27 protein-coding genes and 1 pseudogene are annotated in these 21,546 nt (G+C 41.4%); 3 read left to right on the top strand and 25 right to left on the bottom strand.

Annotation, left to right across the window (positions count from 1 at the left end; translation table 11 throughout):
• Window positions 1-212 precede the first annotated feature (212 nt).
• The 10 genes from C1S73_RS00865 to C1S73_RS00755 all read right to left on the bottom strand — a co-directional run bounded on the left by C1S73_RS00865 (window position 213) and on the right by C1S73_RS00755 (window position 9,534).
• Window positions 213-710 (bottom strand): hypothetical protein, encoded by a 498-nt coding sequence (locus tag C1S73_RS00865; protein ID WP_038872137.1) that lies wholly within the window; start codon window positions 708-710, stop codon window positions 213-215.
• Entirely contained in the window at window positions 707-1,144 is a 438-nt protein-coding gene (locus tag C1S73_RS00860; protein WP_038872134.1) for a DUF5675 family protein, read from the bottom strand. Before C1S73_RS00860 ends, C1S73_RS00865 begins: the two co-directional genes overlap by 4 nt.
• A gap of 716 nt (window positions 1,145-1,860) precedes the next feature.
• Complete coding sequence (locus tag C1S73_RS00850) at window positions 1,861-2,328, bottom strand: hypothetical protein (RefSeq protein WP_125459484.1); 468 nt, start codon at window positions 2,326-2,328, stop codon at window positions 1,861-1,863.
• Between the two features lie 5 nt (window positions 2,329-2,333).
• Entirely contained in the window at window positions 2,334-2,753 is a 420-nt protein-coding gene (locus C1S73_RS27985; protein WP_206208184.1) for a hypothetical protein, read from the bottom strand.
• A 2,471-nt stretch (window positions 2,754-5,224) separates the two neighbouring features.
• A complete protein-coding gene (locus tag C1S73_RS00810; protein WP_038873967.1) occupies window positions 5,225-5,668 on the bottom strand; it encodes a hypothetical protein in 444 nt (147 codons plus the stop codon).
• Window positions 5,669-5,774: 106 nt separating this feature from the next.
• Window positions 5,775-5,996: a hypothetical protein gene (locus tag C1S73_RS28050; RefSeq protein ID WP_227740578.1), complete on the bottom strand. Its 222-nt coding sequence runs from the start codon at window positions 5,994-5,996 to the stop codon at window positions 5,775-5,777.
• Window positions 5,997-6,797: 801 nt separating this feature from the next.
• Entirely contained in the window at window positions 6,798-7,277 is a 480-nt protein-coding gene (locus tag C1S73_RS00785; RefSeq protein ID WP_038873970.1) for a hypothetical protein, read from the bottom strand.
• Between the two features lie 659 nt (window positions 7,278-7,936).
• A complete protein-coding gene (locus tag C1S73_RS00765; protein ID WP_038873975.1) occupies window positions 7,937-8,449 on the bottom strand; it encodes a hypothetical protein in 513 nt (170 codons plus the stop codon).
• Between the two features lie 147 nt (window positions 8,450-8,596).
• On the bottom strand, window positions 8,597-9,085 hold the full coding sequence (locus C1S73_RS00760) for a hypothetical protein (protein ID WP_038873978.1): 489 nt from the start codon (window positions 9,083-9,085) through the stop codon (window positions 8,597-8,599).
• On the bottom strand, window positions 9,082-9,534 hold the full coding sequence (locus C1S73_RS00755; protein ID WP_038873982.1) for a hypothetical protein: 453 nt from the start codon (window positions 9,532-9,534) through the stop codon (window positions 9,082-9,084). The genes C1S73_RS00760 and C1S73_RS00755 overlap by 4 nt, the downstream gene beginning before the upstream one ends.
• Window positions 9,535-9,869: 335 nt before the next feature.
• Here C1S73_RS00755 and C1S73_RS28045 point away from each other — a divergent pair.
• A pseudogene (locus tag C1S73_RS28045) lies at window positions 9,870-10,191 on the top strand (hypothetical protein).
• Between the two features lie 741 nt (window positions 10,192-10,932).
• On the opposite strand, the gene C1S73_RS00730 reads toward C1S73_RS28045, so the two are convergent.
• Window positions 10,933-11,439: a DUF6933 domain-containing protein gene (locus C1S73_RS00730; protein ID WP_038874143.1), complete on the bottom strand. Its 507-nt coding sequence runs from the start codon at window positions 11,437-11,439 to the stop codon at window positions 10,933-10,935.
• Window positions 11,440-11,634: 195 nt separating this feature from the next.
• Window positions 11,635-12,174, bottom strand: a complete 540-nt coding sequence (locus C1S73_RS00725) for a helix-turn-helix domain-containing protein (RefSeq protein WP_038874145.1) — start codon at window positions 12,172-12,174, stop codon at window positions 11,635-11,637.
• Window positions 12,175-12,237: 63 nt separating this feature from the next.
• On the opposite strand from C1S73_RS00725, the gene C1S73_RS27850 reads away from it, so the two are divergent.
• Window positions 12,238-12,384 (top strand): hypothetical protein, encoded by a 147-nt coding sequence (locus C1S73_RS27850; protein WP_167391657.1) that lies wholly within the window; start codon window positions 12,238-12,240, stop codon window positions 12,382-12,384.
• Window positions 12,385-12,733: 349 nt separating this feature from the next.
• Here C1S73_RS27850 and C1S73_RS28040 read toward each other — a convergent pair whose 3' ends face one another.
• From C1S73_RS28040 to C1S73_RS00680, 5 genes are all read right to left on the bottom strand, one after another.
• The gene (locus tag C1S73_RS28040) at window positions 12,734-12,925 is read right to left on the bottom strand and encodes a hypothetical protein (protein WP_227740580.1); all 192 of its coding nucleotides are present in this window, start codon (window positions 12,923-12,925) and stop codon (window positions 12,734-12,736) included.
• A gap of 689 nt (window positions 12,926-13,614) precedes the next feature.
• Window positions 13,615-14,040 (bottom strand): hypothetical protein, encoded by a 426-nt coding sequence (locus tag C1S73_RS00700; protein ID WP_038874146.1) that lies wholly within the window; start codon window positions 14,038-14,040, stop codon window positions 13,615-13,617.
• A 150-nt stretch (window positions 14,041-14,190) separates the two neighbouring features.
• Window positions 14,191-14,661, bottom strand: a complete 471-nt coding sequence (locus C1S73_RS00690) for a GNAT family N-acetyltransferase (RefSeq protein ID WP_038874148.1) — start codon at window positions 14,659-14,661, stop codon at window positions 14,191-14,193.
• Window positions 14,662-14,733: 72 nt separating this feature from the next.
• Entirely contained in the window at window positions 14,734-15,516 is a 783-nt protein-coding gene (locus tag C1S73_RS00685) for an IS3 family transposase (RefSeq protein WP_102778934.1), read from the bottom strand.
• The gene (locus C1S73_RS00680; RefSeq protein WP_004413754.1) at window positions 15,513-15,821 is read right to left on the bottom strand and encodes a transposase; all 309 of its coding nucleotides are present in this window, start codon (window positions 15,819-15,821) and stop codon (window positions 15,513-15,515) included. The genes C1S73_RS00685 and C1S73_RS00680 overlap by 4 nt, the downstream gene beginning before the upstream one ends.
• A gap of 283 nt (window positions 15,822-16,104) precedes the next feature.
• Here C1S73_RS00680 and C1S73_RS00675 point away from each other — a divergent pair, with 283 nt between their 5' ends.
• Window positions 16,105-16,632: a hypothetical protein gene (locus C1S73_RS00675; RefSeq protein ID WP_038874085.1), complete on the top strand. Its 528-nt coding sequence runs from the start codon at window positions 16,105-16,107 to the stop codon at window positions 16,630-16,632.
• A gap of 291 nt (window positions 16,633-16,923) precedes the next feature.
• Here the strand turns inward: C1S73_RS00675 and C1S73_RS00665 are convergent, their stop codons facing one another.
• From C1S73_RS00665 to C1S73_RS00610, 8 genes are all read right to left on the bottom strand, one after another.
• Complete coding sequence (locus C1S73_RS00665; protein ID WP_038874088.1) at window positions 16,924-17,103, bottom strand: hypothetical protein; 180 nt, start codon at window positions 17,101-17,103, stop codon at window positions 16,924-16,926.
• Between the two features lie 2 nt (window positions 17,104-17,105).
• Window positions 17,106-17,576 carry a hypothetical protein gene (locus C1S73_RS00660; RefSeq protein ID WP_235860706.1) on the bottom strand — a complete coding sequence of 157 codons (471 nt, stop codon included), beginning with the start codon at window positions 17,574-17,576 and terminating at the stop codon, window positions 17,106-17,108.
• A 79-nt stretch (window positions 17,577-17,655) separates the two neighbouring features.
• On the bottom strand, window positions 17,656-18,507 hold the full coding sequence (locus C1S73_RS00655) for an IS3 family transposase (protein ID WP_102778933.1): 852 nt from the start codon (window positions 18,505-18,507) through the stop codon (window positions 17,656-17,658).
• The gene (locus C1S73_RS00650; RefSeq protein ID WP_004413754.1) at window positions 18,504-18,812 is read right to left on the bottom strand and encodes a transposase; all 309 of its coding nucleotides are present in this window, start codon (window positions 18,810-18,812) and stop codon (window positions 18,504-18,506) included. Before C1S73_RS00650 ends, C1S73_RS00655 begins: the two co-directional genes overlap by 4 nt.
• A 188-nt stretch (window positions 18,813-19,000) precedes the next feature.
• Window positions 19,001-19,426: a hypothetical protein gene (locus C1S73_RS00640; RefSeq protein ID WP_050566739.1), complete on the bottom strand. Its 426-nt coding sequence runs from the start codon at window positions 19,424-19,426 to the stop codon at window positions 19,001-19,003.
• Window positions 19,427-19,572: 146 nt separating this feature from the next.
• Window positions 19,573-20,190 (bottom strand): LysE family translocator, encoded by a 618-nt coding sequence (locus C1S73_RS00630; RefSeq protein ID WP_038873217.1) that lies wholly within the window; start codon window positions 20,188-20,190, stop codon window positions 19,573-19,575.
• A 136-nt stretch (window positions 20,191-20,326) separates the two neighbouring features.
• On the bottom strand, window positions 20,327-20,731 hold the full coding sequence (locus tag C1S73_RS00620) for a WapI family immunity protein (RefSeq protein WP_038873755.1): 405 nt from the start codon (window positions 20,729-20,731) through the stop codon (window positions 20,327-20,329).
• A 144-nt stretch (window positions 20,732-20,875) separates the two neighbouring features.
• On the bottom strand, window positions 20,876-21,334 hold the full coding sequence (locus C1S73_RS00610; RefSeq protein ID WP_038873759.1) for a GNAT family N-acetyltransferase: 459 nt from the start codon (window positions 21,332-21,334) through the stop codon (window positions 20,876-20,878).
• Window positions 21,335-21,546 lie beyond the last annotated feature (212 nt).

The raw sequence follows: 21,546 nt of genomic DNA, 5'->3' as shown, positions 1-21,546 counted from the left end.
TAAAAATAAGACCTTGAGAAGGAAAGCACAGTTACATGATTATCAATTACATCTTCGAACTTACTCGGCTACATAACGCCTTGTTAAGGGGTGAGCAACGCAATACCGAAGCCGCCGCATACCACCTTAGTCACTAAAACTAACGCATAGTAAAAATGCCACGCGTTGCGAATCAATCTTAAATGCTTTGTTAGCTGGCTGCTAGCATTGGCTTAATCTATCACGCTCACGTTTATAACCTCCAACCTTTCAATAAGTGCGTCAGCCATTGATTTTAACTTATCCGGCTGTTTTCTAGAGTAAGATTTCATTGCTGCTAATACATCAACTCTTAGCTTTTCTAACCGATTCGCCTCATTGCAGGTATGGTCTGTGAACACCATACCATCTAGCTCATTTAACCATTTGTCAAAAGACTCTGGGCTTTCAGATAGTAAAAGTAAAGTATTCTGAGGCTCAACTTTTAGCGCAACCAACAATAAGGGAGAAACTTCTCCGGAAATAGCTCCGTCTCTACGTTTCCAAATTTCTACCAAAGAAAAAAGCGTAGGAACTATTTTCGAACCTTCTTTTTTTTCAAGATTTGATTCAATAGATTTGTAGTTTTCTATCATCCAGTTATGTAAGAGGCTTACTTCTGGCGTTTTAGCATACAGTAGCCCTGAGCAAAAAACAGACACAACCAAAATTGCCATATTCCTTATCATCATTGCTGCTCCAACTGATTAGATATATTTATGGTAATTTTTTTGTTGCTCGCGATTTCAGAAAAAATTTCTTTCAGAGCAGATTTGCTATTACCCACATAGTAATGAGATTTAGCCACACTCCCCCATGTTTTACCAGGCATCAAACACCCAAGAGTGTCTTTGTGATAATTTCCGGCATGGATTAGAATAAATGTTCTCCCCGGAACACTTTGTAATTCATATACATTAGGATACTTCGGTGAGCTATAGGGCAATAATTTGTAAGTCCCTGCTTTGATCCTTTTATCGGATCCCTCAGTTATCGAGTCTGGCCCTGCGGGCTCCAATACAAACCAACTTTTACTTACTCCCTCAATAGTTAACTTACCTAAAGTTGTCTCTCCTATTTGCTTTGTTCGCTTTAGATTTAATTTAACTTCATCTAGTTTTTTCATTGCTCTCATCCTAGCTATCAAATCAATGAAATTAACAGAAGAGTATTGTTACAACAGATCCGTTTTATCGTTAATAGAGACATCGCTAACTTAAATGAAATTGAGCATTACATTTTTTACATCAACTTAATGTAGGCAGCTAACGCTCTGTTAAGGTGTGAGCAACGCAACGCCGAAGCCGCCGCATACCACCTTAAACACGATAACCAACGCATAGTAAAAATGCCCCGCGTTGCGAATCCCTCTTAAACAGTTTGTTAACTGAGCGCCTTTCAGTTTTCGCCGATCTTACAGCCACTTTAGCCAAAGCCGGTTTTCCTAATTAATGATTAGTAAAGCTAACTCAAATATGTATTTAACTAAAAGATTACCGTTGATCTTTAGTTTGAAATGCGTCTCACAACACCATACGTCGGCGATGTAAGTGCGCCGCACTAATCGCGAATGCCTTATATCATTAGAAGGCTTTGTGTCGCCTTTCACATCAGTAAACTTAAGTACCAAATTGAAGTTAGTCGCATTAGCTCAATTAAGGAAACCGACCGAACACTCTAAACCTAGAATACCGTATCAATGTGCTTTCGTATTTTCTGCACCAGTTAACGCCGCATTAAGGTGTGAGCAACGCAACACCGATGTCCATGCAAGCCCCTCAATCACACAAACCAACGCATAGTGACAATACCAAGCGTTGAGAATCACTCTTAATTGCTTTGTTAGGTTTCTGCTTTTGGCGAGCCTTGTACATGTAAAAAGTTACTAAAGACGCTTTTTCTGGTGACCCCCTTCGGGTTAGACACGAAAGGAGTAATCATTTCTGCCTTGGATAATACTTTTATATTCCAGAGTGTATCCCCTATAAACGAAAATGATATTGAGCCGTCTTTCTGAAGGGTCAGGTCTTGTAAACACCCTGTTGAATAAGCACTACCTATATACAAGTAATCGATCAGCTTTGCATTAAGATCAAACAAATATACTCTCAGCGTTTCTTCGTTAAGGATATCATCAGTGACAAAGATAACGTAACAGTTATCATACTTTACGCCATATTCTACTTGTGCACCTTTGACAAAAGAATTTGCGGGCCTGCCTTCAATAGCCAGTAATATCTTATTAGATATGTACTCACTGCCTTTCTCAACGTCACGAATTTCCAATTTACCTTTTGATAACAGTTCCATATCAACTACCACGCAATACTCACTCCAAATGCAGCTAATGTTCCACCTATAAAAGCCCCCACACTTACACATACTGGAGCTCCCGGACCACAAGCTAAACCTGCTATTGCCCCTCCAGCAATACCGTCGCCAATATCGGCACCTGCAACTAAAGCCTCGCGGCCAGCTGTCTCAAGTTTATTTTCAGAGGTGGCAATGGTGTACACAGAAAGACCGATAGATAAAACAATCAAACCGCGTCCTGTACTTGAAATATTTTTCATTACCCTATTAACATCTGGATTAGACTTGCCAGATGACTTTACGATTTCCGAATAAACGCTGTTCTTTTGTTCGACAGTAAGATCGTTGAAGTGCTTGGTAAGATAAATCTCGTTTGTTTTCTTCGCGACCAGTTCATTTAACGTCCTACCTTTGCTTTTCAACTGCTGAGCATATGCGTTTCCGACGGGGGTACTTTTACCCCTACAATCTCCATAATTACATTTCGAGTTTCATTCGCCTTTTTTGCAGCTTCCTTCCAACTAATTTTTCCTTGTTTTACTTCTAACTTTAACTCTTCAGAGAAACGCTTTATTTGTCTCGAGCAAAGCTGCCTAGCTTATGCACCAATCACCATATGAAGGCCAACATTCACGGCTTGCGCTTCTAAAGCTTGAATCGCAGCCTCAAACTCTCTTTTGTCCTAGATATTTTGCATATTGAAGTCCCTATCATAGTAACCGCAACAATATGCAATCATGCACACTCACTGTAAAGAAACAAATATAAGACTTCTTACGGGCTCTTGATATTGGCCGAAAACCTAGCGCCTTGTTAAGGGGTGAGCAACGCAATACAGAAGCCGCCGCATACCACCTTAAACACTAAAACCAACGCATAGTAAGAATGCCACGCGTTGCGAATCCCTCTTGAACAATTTGTTAGCTTGATATTAACCGGCTCTTTGAGACCTTCCATACAACCATAAACCTAGCAACACTAAACTAGGTAAATACCAAGACATCGAAGGGTCATTGTACTTATTGACCAAAAGGTGTACAAAATTAATAAACAAAGTTAATTCACATGCTACGTAACTAACAAATAATGTTTTTAGCCATTCTAAAAGCTTTTCAGTATTTGATTTAAACCATACCTGTTCGTCCAATATAAAGGTCAAAGACACAAGAAACGCAACAAACACGCAAACTATTCGAAGCGGATCTACTTCAAAAAGGTCTATTGATACATTCAATAGAAAGTTACTTAGCAGAAGTAGTTGAAGAAGTGGCATCCCGTCCTCTTTGCAAAAGGGCTTATGTTAAGTTCACCAGTTGTGGTTTTCTTGGTTGGAAATTTCGATAGCACGCTAACGCCTTGCTAAGGTGTGAGTAACGCAATACAAAAGCTACCGCACAGCGCCTTAATCACATAAGCCACCGCAAAGTAAAAATGCCACGCGTTACGAATCACTCTTAAGCAATTTGTTAGTACATGCGCTACTTCTATTTATGCGCTCCAAGATATTGAAAAGTGGCATGATATGAAAGGCTTTGAACACTGAAGTGAGACGGGCAGCTACAAAACTTAATTCCAGTTGAAAGACGAAAGTTGGCTAGAAGAAAAACGCACTTAACTCCCCTACTTTTACTGGCTTCAAATTAGAAAAGGATTCGATCCTCGCACTTTGATGGCAATACCTAACGAACGACAAGATTAACTCAGGAAGTACAACGAAAACGAAGAAGCGCCAAAGAAATAGGCTAAAAGTTAGAGACCGTAAACGGTGAAATCAAAGCAAACACTCCGCATATAGTGCCACCGGAAAGAACGTGAAAGGCACTAACTGAAAGGTGTAAATATGAGCGCTAAAACAGATAAACACTAAAACCAACGCATGGTAAAAATGCCACGCGTGCCGAATCACTCTTAAACAATTTGTTATGTGCCAACTGGACGTAGCCCACCTCGGCATTCATCTATGTCTACAGATAATACAAACTGCTGCTCGCATTGGGAGCATTGGAAGGTACAGTTAACTGATACACTTGGCCATCGAACCGGTGAAGGAAAGCTATTTTCAAAATTGTATTCGGAAACAAGTATTAACTCAGAACGCTTTAGGGCACCAGCAAGTTTTTCGTATGTTGCAGTATAATCTGAAGGTCTTTGAAAGCCTCTAGGTATTGACCATATTTCGCAGCTTTTACATATATCCATAACATTAAGATAAACCATTCTATTTGACACATAACGCCTTGCTAAGGTGCGAGTAACGCAATACAAAAGCTACCGCACGGCGCCTTAATCACCATAAGCCACCGCAAAGTAAAGATGCCACGCGTTACAAATCACTCTTAAGCAATTTGTTAGTACATGCGCTACTTCTATTTATGCGCTCCAAGATATTGAAAAGTAGCATAATATGAAAGGCTTTGAACACTGAAGTGAGACGGGCAGTTACAAAACTTAAACTCGGTTAAGAGACAAAAGTTAGCTAGAAGAAAAACGCACTGAACTCCCCTACTTTTACTGGCTTCAAATTAGAAAAGGATTCGATCCTCGCACTTGGACGGCAACACCAAAGAAAGGCAATTCTGACTTAGTAAAAACCACGAAAGGGAAGAAGCGCCAAAGAAATAGGCTAAGAGCTAGAAACCGTAAACGGTGAAATCAAAGCAAACACTCCGCATATAGTGCTACCGGAAAGAACGTGAAAGGTGTAAAGACGAACGCCAAAACAGATAAACACCAAAACTTATGACCTTTGATGTCAAACCCGTACTAACGCCCTGTTAAGGGATGAGCAACGCAATACCGATGCCACCGCATATGCCTTATTCACCAAAATCAACGCATAGTAAAAATGCCGCGCGTTGCGAATCACTCTTAAACAGATTGTTATATTTCAAACCTAATTGTATAGATTTAAGCTTTCTATAAGCTCTGACAAGTTAAATGGTTGTGAGTATTCAGATTGTAGTTTGCGTAATTCCTGTTGATCTAAATGCTTAATTGCATCTAGTGAGACACTTTCCAAAGGGGAAAGATCTACCTCAAAAATATGAAGTAACGAGTCATTCCCTTCTCGCTGTAACGCACTTCTCAGAGTCTCCACTTCACGTGAGATGCAGCTTCTAGAGTTGTAGTTATATAAGTAACCTATAACAATTTTTTTGTCTTCAAGACTCAAAGAGTTAAACCATAGATTATCCGGAAAATGTCGCTTTGTCTGATTTGAAATAAAGCACTCTTCATACTTGTCATCCCATGCTTTTAACGCTTGAACACTATCAGGATTACTTGAACAACCGGTAATCAACATTGAAATAAAGATCCATTTACTTAGATGCTTCACTCACACACCTCCAAAATTTCTGTTCATTACCATTCGTAAAGATTTCCTGTCTATATGCAATTTTAAAAATCTCACGTCTAACAATTCTGGTCGCAGAAGTCATCGCTCAACCGAACACTTCCCAGTCATATTTAGTAATTGTAATACCCATTTCAAATGGACTACTCGTCACGCTCGGGCTTGCAAAAATCTGAAACAATGGAACTGTTGATACCGCACTAATAAACAGGTTTCCTTGTTTCATAATACTTCTTATATCGGAAACCGCCTTTTTACTTTTCCTCGATAATTTAAAACCTTTAATTTCACAATAGCCTATTTGTTCCATAACTTAGCCTTTGGCTGGATGACTGACAAAACAAAGACCCTAACAAATTCAAGCTACAGACAAGCATGGTTATTCGTGATGTGACTCGGAAACATAACGCCCTGTTAAGGTGTGAGCAACGCAATACCGAAGCTTCCGCATACCACCTTAAACACCAAGCGCAACGCATAGTAAAAATGCCACGCGTTGCGAATCACTCTTAAACAGTTTGTTATGTTTTACCACAAGTTACTGACTTAATTGAGAAAGAACTGCGGTTTCTGGCCAGTTTTCTGAAGCAAACCACAAGGCAAAAGCCAACTTGACCGCCAAAGGCGATTAACCTAAAACAAGTAAGCCCACTTCCCTGCCCAATGAGGCAACCCGACTAAGCACCAACAAGTGCCCTTTCTTTCCAACCAAAGCGCAAAACAATATTGAATTGCCGAGGCAACTGCCAAGCCGAAATGCTAATTGGCTAAGAACCTAGAAGCGACTTTGAGCCAGTTAAACAAGAAGCTAGCCGCCACGACCTGACAATGAAGCAACCCACGAACATTGGCATGTTTTACGGGCTGAGAGATTCAAGAGCTTAGGCCGACAATGCGGATTTGCTGAGTCTACTAGGAACTAATTGCCAGAGGGAGAAAGAACTAGAACCTAAGACCTTTAAGCCTTTGAATTTAAAGTAAACATAACACCAAATTAAGGTGTGAACAACGCTACCACCCTACCTAAAGCATTGTGCCATAAACACAAAACTAGACTGAAGTGAAAGCGCCAAGCGTTGTGAATCACTCTTAAATTTATTGTTAGGAAAAATTATTTCGCCGTCATTGGCTCACCGCGAGCGACCCAAATGAATGTTTGAAAAGACTCAGGAATCAAAGTCGGCCCACTAGAACTTCTTTTAAGTACAATTTTAAACGGGGTTGCAGACTGGATATACGGCCCATGGTCATACCCATTGACATTAACCATTTCAACTTCTGGAGTTGATTTAAAAGGTTCTGGGAACATCACTTCATACTCTCGCAATCCACCGAATGACACTTCCCCGCGTTGTACAAGAATAGAGTCAGATTCTTCTTTTGAGTATGTAAGAACCTTACTCTTTACTGAGTTCTCAAAGTAGCTACCTGGTACAAATAAGATGTAACCAGAAATCAAAAGTGCGATACCAAAACCAATATATGCTACTGGTTTAAATTTCACTCTATCTTCTGACATGAAAATGTAAAACAGACCAAGTATCGAAGCCATACCTGCAATTACGTTAAATATGGCCAAAAATGTAGACATATGAATTTCCTCTTTTTCCTAACGCCTTGTTAAGGGGTGAGCAGCGCAATACCAAAGCCGCCGCATACCACCTTAATCACCAAAACCACGCATAGTAAAAATGCCACGCGTTGCGAATCCCTCTTGAACAATTTGTTATGTGAACATGCAAACTCAGTATCCAATATCTAGGATCAGAAGCAACGTTAATAAAAAAGGAGACCAGTACCATATGCTCCCTTTCCATCGACGAACGACTAAAGTTTGGTACAGCAAAGCGACAATTAAAACTAGTTCTAGAAAAAGCTGGAAAGGAAAGACCAACAATGAGTAAACCATCCCATACCCAGGAGCTTGGCCTGCTTCGCTAGGGTTACTCATTACACCGTCGATAAAGTGCTCAAAATATAAGTAAATGAAATGGTTCAGTGTTAGTGCAACTAAAACAAACCTCACAATGCTGACGCTCCAAGTTTATGATTTGAAATAGTATTTGTTCCAGTTCAGAAACTGTCGAGCATCATATTTTCATAAACTCGACATCAATCTCAGTTTTGTTCACATAACGCCTTGTTAAGGTGTGAGGCACGCAATACCTAAGCTTCCGCATACCACCTTAACCACTAAAACTAACGCATAGTAAAAATGCCACGCGTGCCGAATCACTCTTGAACAATTTGTTATGCATATTTCACACAGGTGCGCCAAAACTCCAAATCTTGAGGTGTGATTTTGTCACCCCAACCATCGTTTTGTGAAAACACTGAAAACTTGAAGGGTGTTAAAACCGGCAGTTGTTCTATGCCACTAGCTGAAATGACATTTTCAAGTGCAACCATTGATTGTTCGTTTTCAGCCGCTCCCCAAAAACTACCCCATAAAATATCGGTTACCCCACCGACAAGAGTCCTAAATTGACTCTCGCCGATACCGTTTTGAGCGAGGGAAAGCAGTAAATCCTCGGGAAATTCGTCACCTAGCCCACAATTTACTAAAGTGGGTCGTCTAGATTCCCAAGGCTCGAATTCGTCTGGACCATCAACGAGAAACCAATCCCATAAGTGCTCTAAAAACTCCTGATTATCATGAAGTTCTAAACCACGAAGAACACAGAAGCGCTCAAAGATAAGCAGACCAATTGCAGCTCGTGCATTGATAGACAACCTTTTACATTCACTCGTATATGAGTTCATTATTCTCTCTAATATGCATAACGCCGCATTAAGGTGTGAGCAACGCTACCACGAACCTAAACCATTGCGCCGAAAACACGAAACCCAACCTTGAACTAAAAATGCCAAGCGTTGGGAATCACTCTTAAATGCTTTGTTATGCAACACTTACATGTCAGCAACCGATTCGTAGAATGCTAATGCATCAAATGGCTTACTGAAAAAACTGCTGTTTGTTAAAAACGTTTTGATTTCCCCACTTAAAGCATCAAATTTAGCTTGCGATTCTGTATTAAATGGAAATGTAATCTTCTCCGTCGCTTCAACTAATTCCAAAGTGCTCTGACGCTTAGCATTGTTTTTTGCAATAAGTATATTGTACGCAAATTCTTTTTTCTCGCTAAAACTACAGCGTTCAATCGCTAAATAATTAATATGAGCTAATACCGGAGTAAGTTCCTCAAGTCTTTGCTTTGCAAATTTTAAGGTCTCTTCATCGGGTTTATTTTTCGTTGAGATCTTACTACAAACGGCTATACGAGAGCCCAAAGCATCTATTGAGTTATTTAAGTCAGCGAATAGCTTATCTTCAACACTTTGACCTGCATTGGAAATAATTGAAAATACCATCAAAAAAAATGCAAGAGCTATTCTCATAATTTCCCCCCATCAGATATAGCTTTCCAAAACCTGTACTGCTTTCTGTCTGTTACATGCTCTAAGGCTTGTTCCGTAGCAATGTTTTCAATTTGTCTAAGCTTAATAACGGTAAGAGCGCTGTAGGATTTGAAGTAATACTCCCAGTTTGCTTGAGTTATATTCCACGCAGTTTGTCCTGCATCAGAAGAAACACCTCTACCGACTGCGATACTAACATCTCGTGCTTTATGCATAGTATCGCTTGCTAGAATTGCAGAGATAGATTTGGTTACACCACTACTCCCTGCTCCTTTGACTACATTTCCACCAAAGATATTAATTAAGTTTCCAAGTGAGATAAAGAATTGCGCACTTTTCTCCAATTCATGTAGCTCATTTATTCTGTCTATCGCGGCTAAGCTTTTGTCACCGAAAACAACACCGACGATTGCTGGACACTTTTCCATGTTTAACTTCCTCCACATGAATAATGAAGCACATCTTACAACAGTAGAAAGTTAAAACTTGGAGCATATGTGTGAATAGGGACGAAATTCGAAATGTTCGTGTTGCATAACGCCCTGCTAAGGGGTGAGCAACGCAATACAAAAGCCGCTGCAAACCACCTTAATCACTAAATTCAACGCATAGTAAAAATGCCACGCGTTGCGAATCCCTCTTGAGCAGTTTGTTAGTCGCGAGGCACCGAGCGACAATTTTAAGCCGAGCTAAACTTTGCAAACAACAAGATTTATGTGTTTTGATGCACTTAAATCAGGCGTAGTCTCAAAGCTGCTAGCCAATGAAACCACTTGGAACAAAAAGCGCCGCAGAAAACGGGCTGACAACACCCAAAAGCGCTTTTGGAAAGCCAATCTCACAGTGCGGACTTTCAACAAAGTCACTGAAACCACGTGGAACTTATAACACCAGAGAAAACATCCTTTCAGCAAGTAAATCTGCTTTTGAACCAACAAACTCTCCGAGCGGAGTTGCAACCAAAAACAGACCCTCGATTACCCCGCTCTGTCAGCACCAAAGAACAAAAAACACTAGGACAATTGCCAAACTTTGGACTTAAAACAGCTGAAAATGAGTTTGGACCAACAACGACGATCCTGTAAACCGAACAACCAGCAACCAAACTTTGAGTTTAGATGCATAATTTTGACTGCTAGCTTTTTCTGGCGACTAACGCCTTGCTAAGGTGTGAGTAACGCAATGCAAAAGCTACCGCACGACGCCTTAATCACATAAGCCACCGCAAAGTAAAAATGCCACGCGTTACGAATCACTCTTAAGCAATTTGTTAGTACATGCGCTACTTCTATTTATGGACTCCAAGATATTGAAAAGTAGCATGATATGAAAGGCTTTGAACACTGAAGTGAGACGGGCAGCTACAAAACTTTACCGTCATTGAGAGACGAAAGTTGGCTAGAAGAAAAACGCACTGAACGCCCCTACTTTCACTCACTTCAAATTAGAAAAGGATTCGATCCTCGCACTTTGATGGCAACACTCAAAGAAAGATAGGATTCACTTCGGAAGTACAGCGGAAGCGAAAAAGCGCCAAAGAAATAGGCTAAGAGTTAGAAACCGTAAACGGTGAAATCAAAGCGAACACTCCGCATATAGTGCCACCGGAAAGAACGTGAAAGGCACTAACTTTAAGGTGTAAAGACGAGCGCCAAAACAGATAAACACCAAAACTTATAACCTTTGATGTCAAACCCGTACTAACGCCCTGTTAAGGGGTGAGCAACGCAATACAAAAGCCGCCGCATACAACCTTAAACACCACAACCAACGCATAGTAAAAATGCCACGCGTTGCGAATCCCTCTTGAACAGTTTGTTATGTTGCTAGTTGAAGAGCTCATTGAAGACATCTATAGATAATGCCCAACCCAGCTCTTTTTGAGGCATTCTATTAATTTTTGTGGTGATCTGCGCTAGATCACAATGCTCAAAACCGCCATCTGAATATATGAAATCTTGGTACAACGACATTTTATCGTTAACGTGACCAAGTAACTTTCGACTGTCAGTTTTGGTAAAGCTAATATTCGGCTCTGCATTTTCAAACGAAGAAAGAATCTCATTTGGAGCATTTTCAAGCTCTAATAAGTTCAACAACCCACTTTTGAAAGCTTCATTAAAATGCTTGAATTCTGACTTTTTGAAACCGATAAGCACAAAAGACATTAGAGTTTTCTCTTCCATGAAAAAGAGACATTTTCGACGCTCTTGAGTAAATGTATGCATATACCAATTACCGAGAATATGATGTTCGCTCTCAATATCTGACAGGTCTTGGGGACTAAGACCCAGCAAGTCTTGTGATTTCTTAGTGCAGCGCAGTTGATACATGATTCGATTTCTCTCGGAACAATAACGATTTATGTAACATTAGAGCCTATCGAAAGCTCATTGCAACATAACGCCTTGCTAAGGTGTGAGCAACGCTATCACTAAACCCAACCATACCACCGTAAACACTGAACTCAACGATGGAATGAAAAATGCTAAGCGTTGAGAATCACTCTTAAATGCTTTGTTATAAAACTAGTTCTCCGCACTACAACTTTGTAGAGCCTCAAACTTATCCCTCAACTCATGGTTACCAAATGAAATCATTTCATACCAAGGAAGCTTACCGCAAGTTTCGATGTCTGAAATACAAGGTTCGACTAAAAGCCACCAAAGAGGGACAAGGAGTATCAAAGCACAAATTATTACTGAAATTATAAAGAAAATTGGCGGGTATTGTTTTGCTGCTGGAGACAATACTTCTACATCACAAATTACACGCCCTGCACCAACCTTTTTGAGCATAGGTGTCAGTTGGTGCTTTGTTGGCAAAGATTTATTGTTCTCATCAACCCAACGAGAAATCATCGTTTTAGACAGACCACAAGCATTTGCGATGTCGTCATACGTGTAGCCTAACTGGCTTATAGCCTTGATTACATCAGGAGCATTTAGGACTTTTCGATGATCATATGAGCTATCAGTAAACAATTTCCTATACATTTCACCTGAACCTATTCCATTGATTTTATTGACGTTAACACAAGTTAACCTGATAAAAACAAAAGTAAACATTACCTTTTGAATTTAATATTGCATATTGAGGATGCTCACTAAACAACAGCAAAGGAGAACCTTATGAGCAGAACACCAAATGACGATCGTAGTGATAGCATGAACCCGAATAATGATGCTTACTGGGCTAGTTTAGACAACCACAGCAATCAATTGAACCCAAATAATGAAGAGTATAGAGGGGACTCTTCACCTCAAGAAGAAGAGTAAATTGCAACTCCCTAGAGCTAATTCTAGGGAGTTTTATAACGCCTTGTTAAGGGGTGAGCAACGCAATATAGAAGCCACCGCATACCGCCTTAAACACTAAAAACAACGCATAGTAAAAATGCCACGCGTTGCGAATCCCTCTTGAACAATTTGTTAGCAGTTTAGTCGCAGTAGCCCTTGATGTTACCTACGAACATATTTGCCCCATTAAAAGCCCCGAACCCATTGATGGACTTTGTATATACAGCCTTTCCTGAATCTGGATACACAGCCCACGTTTCTATAGTCGATTCGCCACTATTGCCAACATCAGCGCAGATTAATGTAGCTGCTCCAGCTTGAAAACAACTCATGTTATTCGAGAGACACTACTTTCATCACCTTTAAATTCAACAATGAATTTTTGAGATGAAATGCCATCTTTACCTATTTCAAAACTTTCGATTTGACGTGTAGAAAAGCCTTTTAGGTCGCCAACAACATAGCAACTAGCTTGACTGGTAAATGATACTAACAAAAAAACAAAAGTGAGATACTTCATAACTTCTCCAAACTGCTAACGCCTTGCTAAGGTGTGAGTGACGCAATACAAAAGCTACCGCACAGCGCCTTAATCACCCTAAGCCACCGCATAGTAAAAAAGCCACGCGTTACGAATCACTCTTAAGCAATTTGTTAGTACATGCGCCACTTCTATTTATGCGCTCCAAGATATTGAAAAGTGGCATGATATGAAAGGCTTTGAACACTGAAGTGAGACGGGCAGCTACAAAACTTTACCCCGATTGAAAGACGAAAGTTGGCTAGAAGAAAAACGCACTGAACTGCCCTACTTTCACTTGCTTCAAATTAGAAAAGGATTCTTTCCTCGTACTTCAACAGCCACAACAAAAGTAATCAAGGTTCTCTCAAAAGCCACCACGACAATGAAGGAGCGACAAAGAAATAGGCTAAGAGTTAGAAACCGTAAACGGTGAAATCAAAGCGAACACTCCACATATAGTGCCACCGGAAAGAACGTGAAAGGTACAAGCTGAAAGGTGTAAAAACGAGCGCTAAAACAGATAAACACCAAAACTTATGACATTTGATGTAAAACCCGTACTAACGCCTTGTTAAGGGGTGAGCAACGCAATACCAAAGCCGCCGCATACCGCCTTAAACACTAAAACCAACGCATAGTAAAAATGCCACGCGTTGCGAATCCCTCTTGAACAATTTGTTATGTGTTTACTCAAAGTAACCCTCGGAAGCAATTGCGACCGATTGAAAGTACAACCCTTCACCTTCTTCTAAGTCTGGAAGAGTTGGACGCCAGAAGGATAACTGAAGCTCTTTAAATACGTAGCTATAGCCTAACTCTGGATCAGAATGATCATAGTTACCTTCTAGCTGAATTCGTTCGAGCACATTAGTCGCTAATGTCCTATGTACGTCAAAGCCAAGCAATGTCGTTGAAAACAACTCAGAAGCAGCGGCTTCAATGAACTCAACTCTTCCTTCATTATCAAAATCTACCATGAGACCGTCTAAAAAATGATGGCGATGTCCATAGATGCAATCAGGAGCTCCGATAACATTGTTCACTTCAGTTTCTGTCATACCGAGTTTAACTGGACCGATTGAGTTTCCTAGTTTAATTTCGAAAATTTCCATTTTTATCCTAAAAACACATAACGCCTTGTTAAGGTGTGAGGCACGCAATACCGAAGCCTCCGCATACCACCTTAAACACTAAACTTGACGCATAGTAAAAATGCCACGCGTGCCGAATCACTCTTGAACAATTTGTTATGTAGCCGACTTTCAGCTTAGTGCTTTCTGCCCAATTAGGATTTTGGGGGCAATACCGGCTTTGCGATACAAACCTAAAGCAGATTCATTGAAGGAATATACTTCTAAAAACAGCTCTTCTCCGCCGTTAGAAATAGCCCTTTCCTCAAATGCCTCTATTAGCGCCAGCCCAACGCCTTGGCTTCTAAAGCATGAATCCACAACTATTTGTTCAATGCTCGCGATTTTTAGCTGCTTGAGCGTCCAAGACTTGCGAACCCATAACTCACCAAAAACAAAACCTACTAAGTGCCCATTGCTTTCGGCTACCAGAAAAATTGAGCTTTCACTTTCGATTATCTTGTATAGATCTATTTTTTGTTCAATTTCTTCCGGTGATAAAAAGTCGTCAGGTAAATTTACTTTATGATACTCAGTAAGCTGAAACTGCAGCTTCTTAAGAACGCAGATATCTTCAATGCGAGCTTGACGAATATTTAGCATATATAAATCCTTTTAACTTACCGCCGCTCTCGCGGCTACTGGCGTACCCCACAAAAAGTAGACAGTACATAACTACATACTTTCGTACTCAACTGGGCTGATGTGCCCCAACGCTGAGTGTCTTCTTCTGCGATTGTAAAATACTTCGATGTATTCGAAGATGCCCATTCGGGCTTCTTCGAGGGTTTGGTAGTCTTCTGCGTATATCAGTTCGACTTTCAGTCGACTGTAGAACGACTCCATCACCGCATTATCCCAACAGTTGCCCTGCCGACTCATGCTCGGTATACCTCCATGCTTGCGCATGAAGTCCTGATATTTATATGCTCTGTATTGTACACCACGGTCCGAGTGGATAATGACGCCCTTAGGCGGCTTACGTGACTCAAACGCCATTTTTAGGGCATTGGTGATGAGCTCGACGGTCATCGTTGTCCCTAACGACCAACCCACAATACGCCTTGAATGCAAGTCCATCACTGTCGCCAAGAAGAGCCAACGGCTCTTCACCCAGATATACGTGATGTCCGTAACCCACTTCTGATTTGGTGTCTCAGATTCAAAGTCTCTACGCAGTAAATTGTCAGCAACATTCGTCATCGCAGCCACATAATTCACGCAGCAGGCATGGCCTGCTTCGTTTAGTTCTTCTGCTATTCGCACTGAACCATAGCGTGCCCGATATTGGGCAAAGGTACACATGACCAGCTGTTCAAAGCGCTCTCGCCGCTTTGAACGCTCACTCGGCGTATGATGGCACCACTTATAATAGCCGCCCCGACTCACTTCTAAGGTGCGGCACATTAAGCTAATGGAATACTCACCGACATAGCTTTCAATGAACTCGTACTTCACTCTTGCTGCTTCGCGAAGTACGCCGAGACCTTTTTTAGGAATTCCATTTCATCTTTGAGTCGCTTGTTCTCGCGCCTTAGCGCTCGAAGCTCTTCGGACTCTTTCTTCGAATAATCGACACCGTCTAAGGTGTTAAATTGTTTATCAGATAGGCGTGTGAACTGGCGCTTCCAGTTCCGGATCTGCTGGGCACTGATGCCCAGCTCCTTGGCAACGGAGACAGCCGTTCGGCCAGGAAGACTGGCCAAGCGGACTGCTTCTTTGCGGAACTCTTCGGTGTACGCTGGATTACGATGTTTAGCCATAAATCACCTCTCAATTAGACCCTAGATCTAACTTAGTAAAGTGTCTACTAAACGTGGGGGACTCGGCTACATAACGCCGCGTTAAGATGTGAGCAACGCTAGCCACCAAACCTAAACCATTGTGCCATAAACACTAACCCTGACCTAGAATGAAAAATGCCAAGCGTTGGGAATCACTCTTAAACGCTTTGTTATACACCCCGCGCCGCCGAACGCCGCCCAAACTTGATCGCAGCATCACTAATTGCTACTATCTTTGAAAATCGAGCTATAGGAATGAGCAATGAGTGAACACAAACTGACCATTAGTGGAAAAAACATCAGCATAGATGAATATGTAACACCTGATTTTGCAAGGAAAGTTATTGCATTACTCTACTCTGATAGCTCTGCAATTGTAGAAGCGCTTGACGCCCCCTTACAAAAAACTATCGAGCCCAAGATAGATTCAGAAGTGCCAAACAAAGCAATAGAAAAGAACGATACCGAAAGTGAATTTGCTATTTTCTGTAAAAAGCATGATGTTCGCAGGTATTGTGAGGTAGTTCTAGCTACTGGCGTTTATCTCGCAATGAACGGAAAAGAGTCGTTTGACATTAAAGACTACCGCGCCTTATTCCTCGATTACAAAGGAGCAAAAGCAACTAATGCTCCGTCAAATATAGAATGGGCATTAGATAACAACTGGATAGCGAAAGTTGATGAACAAAGCTACAAAGTGACTCCAGCAGGACGACGAGTTCTCAATGAGAACTTTCCTGACTCTGTTCGCGGTTCAACTCGTGGAAAGTCAAAAGCTAAAACTAAATAATACTGACAGAGGGTATATTACCCTCTTTCTCCAACTTGGGGTGTATAACGCCCTGTTAAGGTGTGAGCAACGCAATACCGATGCCGCTGCATACCACCTTAAACACTAAAAGCAACGCATAGTAAAAATGCCACGCGTTGCGAATCACTCTTAAACAGTTTGTTATATGCAAATTTTTAGACTGGTAATTTGCATCGGTTCGCGGCTCGATAGAGTGCTATTGCGATTTGGGAAGTCATTTTATTTGGGTCCACTTCCTTCACTTTTCTTTCCTTTGATTTTTTAATCTGATCACTCTGTTTCTTGGTCATCTTTGCTCTCACATTCAGAACCAACATCATCCATTTTACCACCTGAAGCCAATGCCTCTGGCTCTACTTGATCACCTATGCTATCAAGAAACCGTTCGCTAGCTTTTTGTTTGAGCGAACGTTTCTTAAGTTGTATTACATTATTTTTATCTTCATTCATGATCACAACCTCATATATAAGTAATCGCCCTTAACAACATATGTTAAACCAAAAGATTGATAGTACTTCCTAACATCATCATTTATTGGTTTCATTACCCGCACTTCTGTTGCACCCAGCAATTCTGCATATGTAATCATAGTAAAAAGTGTAACGGGGAATACTCTTGCGCCAGATATATCTGGATTTGCCTCAATAAAATCTAACCTCATTGAGCTCCCATAATATGTTGGTCGACCTAATGATAAACTAAGAAGTTCACCTTTTGACCAAATTGCGAGTTCAAATCGCTTTGGGTATCTAAACTTAAAAGCTGCGTAACCCTCAATCCAATCCCAGTCAACTTTACGCTTTGTAGAGTTAGACCACCATCCAGCTAACTTTAGTGACTTTCCATCAATGCTCTTCAGCTCAATGTCTTTATATTCATTAGTTTTATTAAGTTTGATCTGAGCAGCTTTTATCGTATTCATTCTAACTTGCGAGTAACGCTGCTCAGCATCTAGGTGTGTGGATTTCTGGTGTACCCCACAAAAAGTAGACAGTACATAACTACATACTTTCATACTCAACTGGGCTGACGTGCCCCAACGCTGAGTGTCTTCTTCTGCGATTGTAAAATACCTCGATGTATTCGAAGATGCCCATTCGGGCTTCTTCGAGGGTTTGGTAGTCTTCTGCGTATATCAGTTCGACTTTCAGTCGACTATAGAACGACTCCATCACTGCATTATCCCAACAGTTACCCTGCCGACTCATGCTCGGTATACCTCCATGCTTGCGCATGAAGTCCTGATATTTATATGCTCTGTATTGTACACCACGGTCCGAGTGGATAATGACGCCCTTAGGCGGCTTACGTGACTCAAACGCCATTTTTAGGGCATTGGTGATGAGCTCGACGGTCATCGTTGTCCCTAACGACCAACCCACAATACGCCTTGAATGCAAGTCCATCACTGTCGCCAAGAAGAGCCAACGGCTCTTCACCCAGATATACGTGATGTCCGTAACCCACTTCTGATTTGGTGTCTCAGATTCAAAGTCTCTACGCAGTAAATTGTCAGCAACATTCGTCATCGCAGCCACATCCTTGCTGTATTTAAACCCTTTACCATTCCGTGCCCTGATACCTTTTTCCTTCATGATATCAGCCACATAATTCACGCAGCAGGCATGGCCTGCTTCGTTTAGTTCTTCTGCTATTCGCACTGAACCATAGCGTGCCCGATATTGGGCAAAGGTACACATGACCAGCAGTTCAAAGCGCTCTCGCCGCTTTGAACGCTCACTCGGCGTATGATGGCACCACTTATAATAGCCGCCCCGACTCACTTCTAAGGTGCGGCACATTAAGCTAATGGAATACTCACCGACATAGCTTTCAATGAACTCGTACTTCACTCTTGCTGCTTCGCGAAGTACGCCGAGACCTTTTTTAGGAATTCCATTTCATCTTTGAGTCGCTTGTTCTCGCGCCTTAGCGCTCGAAGCTCTTCGGACTCTTTCTTCGAATAGTCGACACCGTCTAAGGTGTTAAACTGTTTATCAGATAGGCGTGTGAACTGGCGCTTCCAGTTCCGGATCTGCTGGGCACTGATGCCCAGTTCCTTGGCAACGGAGACAGCCGTTCGGCCAGGAAGACTGGCCAAGCGCACTGCTTCTTTGCGGAACTCTTCGGTGTACGCTGGATTACGATGTTTAGCCATAAATCACCTCTCAATTAGACCCTAGATCTAACTTAGTAAAGTGTCTACTAAACGTGGGGTACTCGGGTACATAGCGCCCTGTTAAGGGGTGAGCAACGCAATACCGAAACCGTCGCATACCATCTTAAACGCTAAAACCAACGCATAGTGAAAATGCCACGCGTTGCGAATCCCTCTTGAACAGTTTGTTATGTTTTGGAGCCAAATACGTCGTATGCCGTTATTGCTGCAGCACCGACAGCTACTACTACCGCAAATATTGAAGCTATTAGCGTGTGTTTATAGCGCTGGTGTTCAGCTTTTAGATTGGCTACAGCTGACGCCAAAACAGGAAACTGTATACAGTGAAGCTGTTTATCTACTTCAAACTCAAACAACTTAACCTCAACACCTTTGGATTGCTGATATCTATAGACATTAGCTAAGTGGTAGTACAATCGACCAAACACCAATTCTGGATCTGCACCCAACTTCCCAGCAATGAGCTTGCAGTCGATAGGCACATACACTTTTCCAGCCCTAATTGTCTCATCTGAATCATACAATGCGAACTCTGCCAGATAGTGGTTATAAATGCATTCAAGCAACTCTAAATCCGTTGGATTTTTAAACACTTACAACTTTCCTTAAAAAAACATAACGCCCTGTTAAGGGGTGAGCAACGCAATACCGATGCCTCTGCAAACCACCTTAAACACTAAAACCAACGCATAGTGAAAATGCTACGCGTTGCGAATCCATCTTGAACAGTTTGTTAGTTTTATTGCTGGCGACTCAGTAACAAGCTTGCTCCAGACATAGTCAAAAAAGTTGCACAACCTCTATTGAAGCGCTTTGCCATTTTCGGCTTCGTAAACCACTGCCTTAGGTATATTCCAAATATCGCATAAATCGATATTGCACCCATTTCTAAAATTAGGAACGTAGCCCCTAAAGCGAAGAACTGTTCATTTACACTAGCTGAAACATCGACGAACTGTGGTAGAAAAGCAGTAAAGATTAAGATCGCCTTTGGATTACCAGCAGCTAACAAGAATTCTTGTTTGGCCAAGCCTAGTCGGTTGCGAGTGTTTTCTAGCTCAGAAACAGGACTTGCTTCCGAACGCCAAAGATTAAAGGCAATCCACAACAAATAAGCCGCACCCACAATTTTAATCGTTAGAAATAGAGTCTCAGAAGCATAGAGAACCACTGCTAAACCAGAAGCAGCCAAGGCAATCATTACAGCGAATGCGGCGATACGACCAAGTCCAGCAATAAAAGCGGACTTGAAGCCGTAACAACGAGCATTGTTCATGGACAATAGATTGTTTGGACCAGGAGTCATATTGAGCGCAAAACACGCAGGTATAAAGAACAATAACTTCCAGATTTCCACAATATTTCCTCCATAAAACTAATGCCTTGTTAAGGTGTGAGGCACGCAATATAGAAGCCGCCGCATACCACCTTAACCACTAAAACCAACGCATAGTAAAAATGCCACGCGTGCCGAATCACTCTTGAACAATTTGTTAGCTGTTTTTCCCCACGATGAGCTCTAGATCACTTGCAAATGCCTCCAAACACGTTTGATCCGTTGCAAATTCGAACTCTAACAGCTGAGAATTGGCACTATGTTCCGCAAAGGTTCCACTGATAATAACATGACCCAATCTGTTGATTTTAAAGTTAATAAAATGAACTCCGTACTCTTCGGTTAGTGTTACCGTGCCACTTAAGGTTTTAGACATTGAAATAATATCTTCTGCAAACTTAGTAACATTATCGAAGCGTACATTTCCAGAGTATGAGAAACCTCTGGACTTCATCGTTAGATTGCATTTTAAGGAAGTTCGATTTACCAGCTTGCAACTTTGAAGTGTGAGCGACTGTGTATCGTCATGAGTTTTTAGATGCACGACTTCTATATTTTCCATGGAGTCTCCAAACCGCTAACGCCCTGTTAAGGGGTGAGCAACGCAATACCGAAGCCACCGCACACCACCTTAATCACTAAAATCAACGCATAGTGAAAATGCCACGCGTTGCGAATCCCTCTTGAACAGTTTGTTATGTGCGTGCTAATTGAGGTACTTTTGCCAATGTTGCTGTCCTGTCAAAACTACTCTGTAATCTTCGTAGTCCAATGAACTGTAGAGCTTTTTAGCTGCAACATTATCATCACCGACCTCTAGTGTGATTTTGAGGTAATCATTATCACGACAATACTGTTCGATACCATTTAGTTGCGCTTTGCCCACACCTTTACCACGAAAGTTGTCCGACACCATAAAATCATGGATATTCATCACTCTTTGCGCACGATAAGTTGAAAACGATTCAAAGCAAACCGCAAAGCCAGCGGGCTTATCGTCGAAAAAACTGATAAATCCGTGGAAATAAGGCAATGCAAACAACTGAGCAATTACTGAGAGATCTAGCTCAACTGAGAATCCAGATAGGTACTCTCTAAACAAAGTCTCGAATATACCTTTGTCCTCAATGCTTTCTGTTTCGATACGCCTGATTGTGATTTCCATATCCATTTCCACCAAAGCACATAACGCCCTGCTAAGGGGTGAGCAACGCAATACCGAAGCCGCCGCAAACCACCTTAATCACTAAAATCAACGCATAGTAAAAATGCCACGCGTTGTGAATCCCTCTTGAGCAGTTTGTTAGTTTGCAAATCCAAAGCGTTGATTTTACGTTATTTTAAACTTTACAAACAATAAGCTTTATGTGTTTTGAT

It is taken from the genome of Vibrio jasicida 090810c (genome assembly GCF_002887615.1).
In the GTDB taxonomy this organism is placed as follows: Bacteria; Pseudomonadota; Gammaproteobacteria; order Enterobacterales; family Vibrionaceae; genus Vibrio; species Vibrio jasicida.
This window is presented reverse-complemented; position numbering and strand designations above follow the sequence as displayed.

What these genes read in the sequence shown, in the direction of transcription:
- C1S73_RS00700 (WP_038874146.1), bottom strand. Translation starts at nt 14,040, where the DNA reads ATGGAAATTTTCGAAATTAAACTAGGAAACTCAATCGGTCCAGTTAAA.
- C1S73_RS00760 (WP_038873978.1), bottom strand. Translation starts at nt 9,085, where the DNA reads ATGAGAATAGCTCTTGCATTTTTTTTGATGGTATTTTCAATTATTTCC.
- C1S73_RS00730 (WP_038874143.1), bottom strand. Translation starts at nt 11,439, where the DNA reads ATGTATCAACTGCGCTGCACTAAGAAATCACAAGACTTGCTGGGTCTT.
- C1S73_RS00860 (WP_038872134.1), bottom strand. Translation starts at nt 1,144, where the DNA reads ATGAAAAAACTAGATGAAGTTAAATTAAATCTAAAGCGAACAAAGCAA.
- C1S73_RS00765 (WP_038873975.1), bottom strand. Translation starts at nt 8,449, where the DNA reads ATGAACTCATATACGAGTGAATGTAAAAGGTTGTCTATCAATGCACGA.
- C1S73_RS28050 (WP_227740578.1), bottom strand. Translation starts at nt 5,996, where the DNA reads ATGGAACAAATAGGCTATTGTGAAATTAAAGGTTTTAAATTATCGAGG.
- C1S73_RS00725 (WP_038874145.1), bottom strand. Translation starts at nt 12,174, where the DNA reads ATGTTTACTTTTGTTTTTATCAGGTTAACTTGTGTTAACGTCAATAAA.
- C1S73_RS00785 (WP_038873970.1), bottom strand. Translation starts at nt 7,277, where the DNA reads ATGTCTACATTTTTGGCCATATTTAACGTAATTGCAGGTATGGCTTCG.
- C1S73_RS00680 (WP_004413754.1), bottom strand. Translation starts at nt 15,821, where the DNA reads ATGGCTAAACATCGTAATCCAGCGTACACCGAAGAGTTCCGCAAAGAA.
- C1S73_RS27850 (WP_167391657.1), top strand. Translation starts at nt 12,238, where the DNA reads ATGAGCAGAACACCAAATGACGATCGTAGTGATAGCATGAACCCGAAT.
- C1S73_RS00675 (WP_038874085.1), top strand. Translation starts at nt 16,105, where the DNA reads ATGAGTGAACACAAACTGACCATTAGTGGAAAAAACATCAGCATAGAT.
- C1S73_RS00610 (WP_038873759.1), bottom strand. Translation starts at nt 21,334, where the DNA reads ATGGAAATCACAATCAGGCGTATCGAAACAGAAAGCATTGAGGACAAA.
- C1S73_RS28040 (WP_227740580.1), bottom strand. Translation starts at nt 12,925, where the DNA reads ATGAAGTATCTCACTTTTGTTTTTTTGTTAGTATCATTTACCAGTCAA.
- C1S73_RS00865 (WP_038872137.1), bottom strand. Translation starts at nt 710, where the DNA reads ATGATGATAAGGAATATGGCAATTTTGGTTGTGTCTGTTTTTTGCTCA.
- C1S73_RS00690 (WP_038874148.1), bottom strand. Translation starts at nt 14,661, where the DNA reads ATGCTAAATATTCGTCAAGCTCGCATTGAAGATATCTGCGTTCTTAAG.
- C1S73_RS00850 (WP_125459484.1), bottom strand. Translation starts at nt 2,328, where the DNA reads ATGGAACTGTTATCAAAAGGTAAATTGGAAATTCGTGACGTTGAGAAA.
- C1S73_RS00755 (WP_038873982.1), bottom strand. Translation starts at nt 9,534, where the DNA reads ATGGAAAAGTGTCCAGCAATCGTCGGTGTTGTTTTCGGTGACAAAAGC.
- C1S73_RS00620 (WP_038873755.1), bottom strand. Translation starts at nt 20,731, where the DNA reads ATGGAAAATATAGAAGTCGTGCATCTAAAAACTCATGACGATACACAG.
- C1S73_RS00650 (WP_004413754.1), bottom strand. Translation starts at nt 18,812, where the DNA reads ATGGCTAAACATCGTAATCCAGCGTACACCGAAGAGTTCCGCAAAGAA.
- C1S73_RS00665 (WP_038874088.1), bottom strand. Translation starts at nt 17,103, where the DNA reads ATGAATGAAGATAAAAATAATGTAATACAACTTAAGAAACGTTCGCTC.
- C1S73_RS00660 (WP_235860706.1), bottom strand. Translation starts at nt 17,576, where the DNA reads ATGAATACGATAAAAGCTGCTCAGATCAAACTTAATAAAACTAATGAA.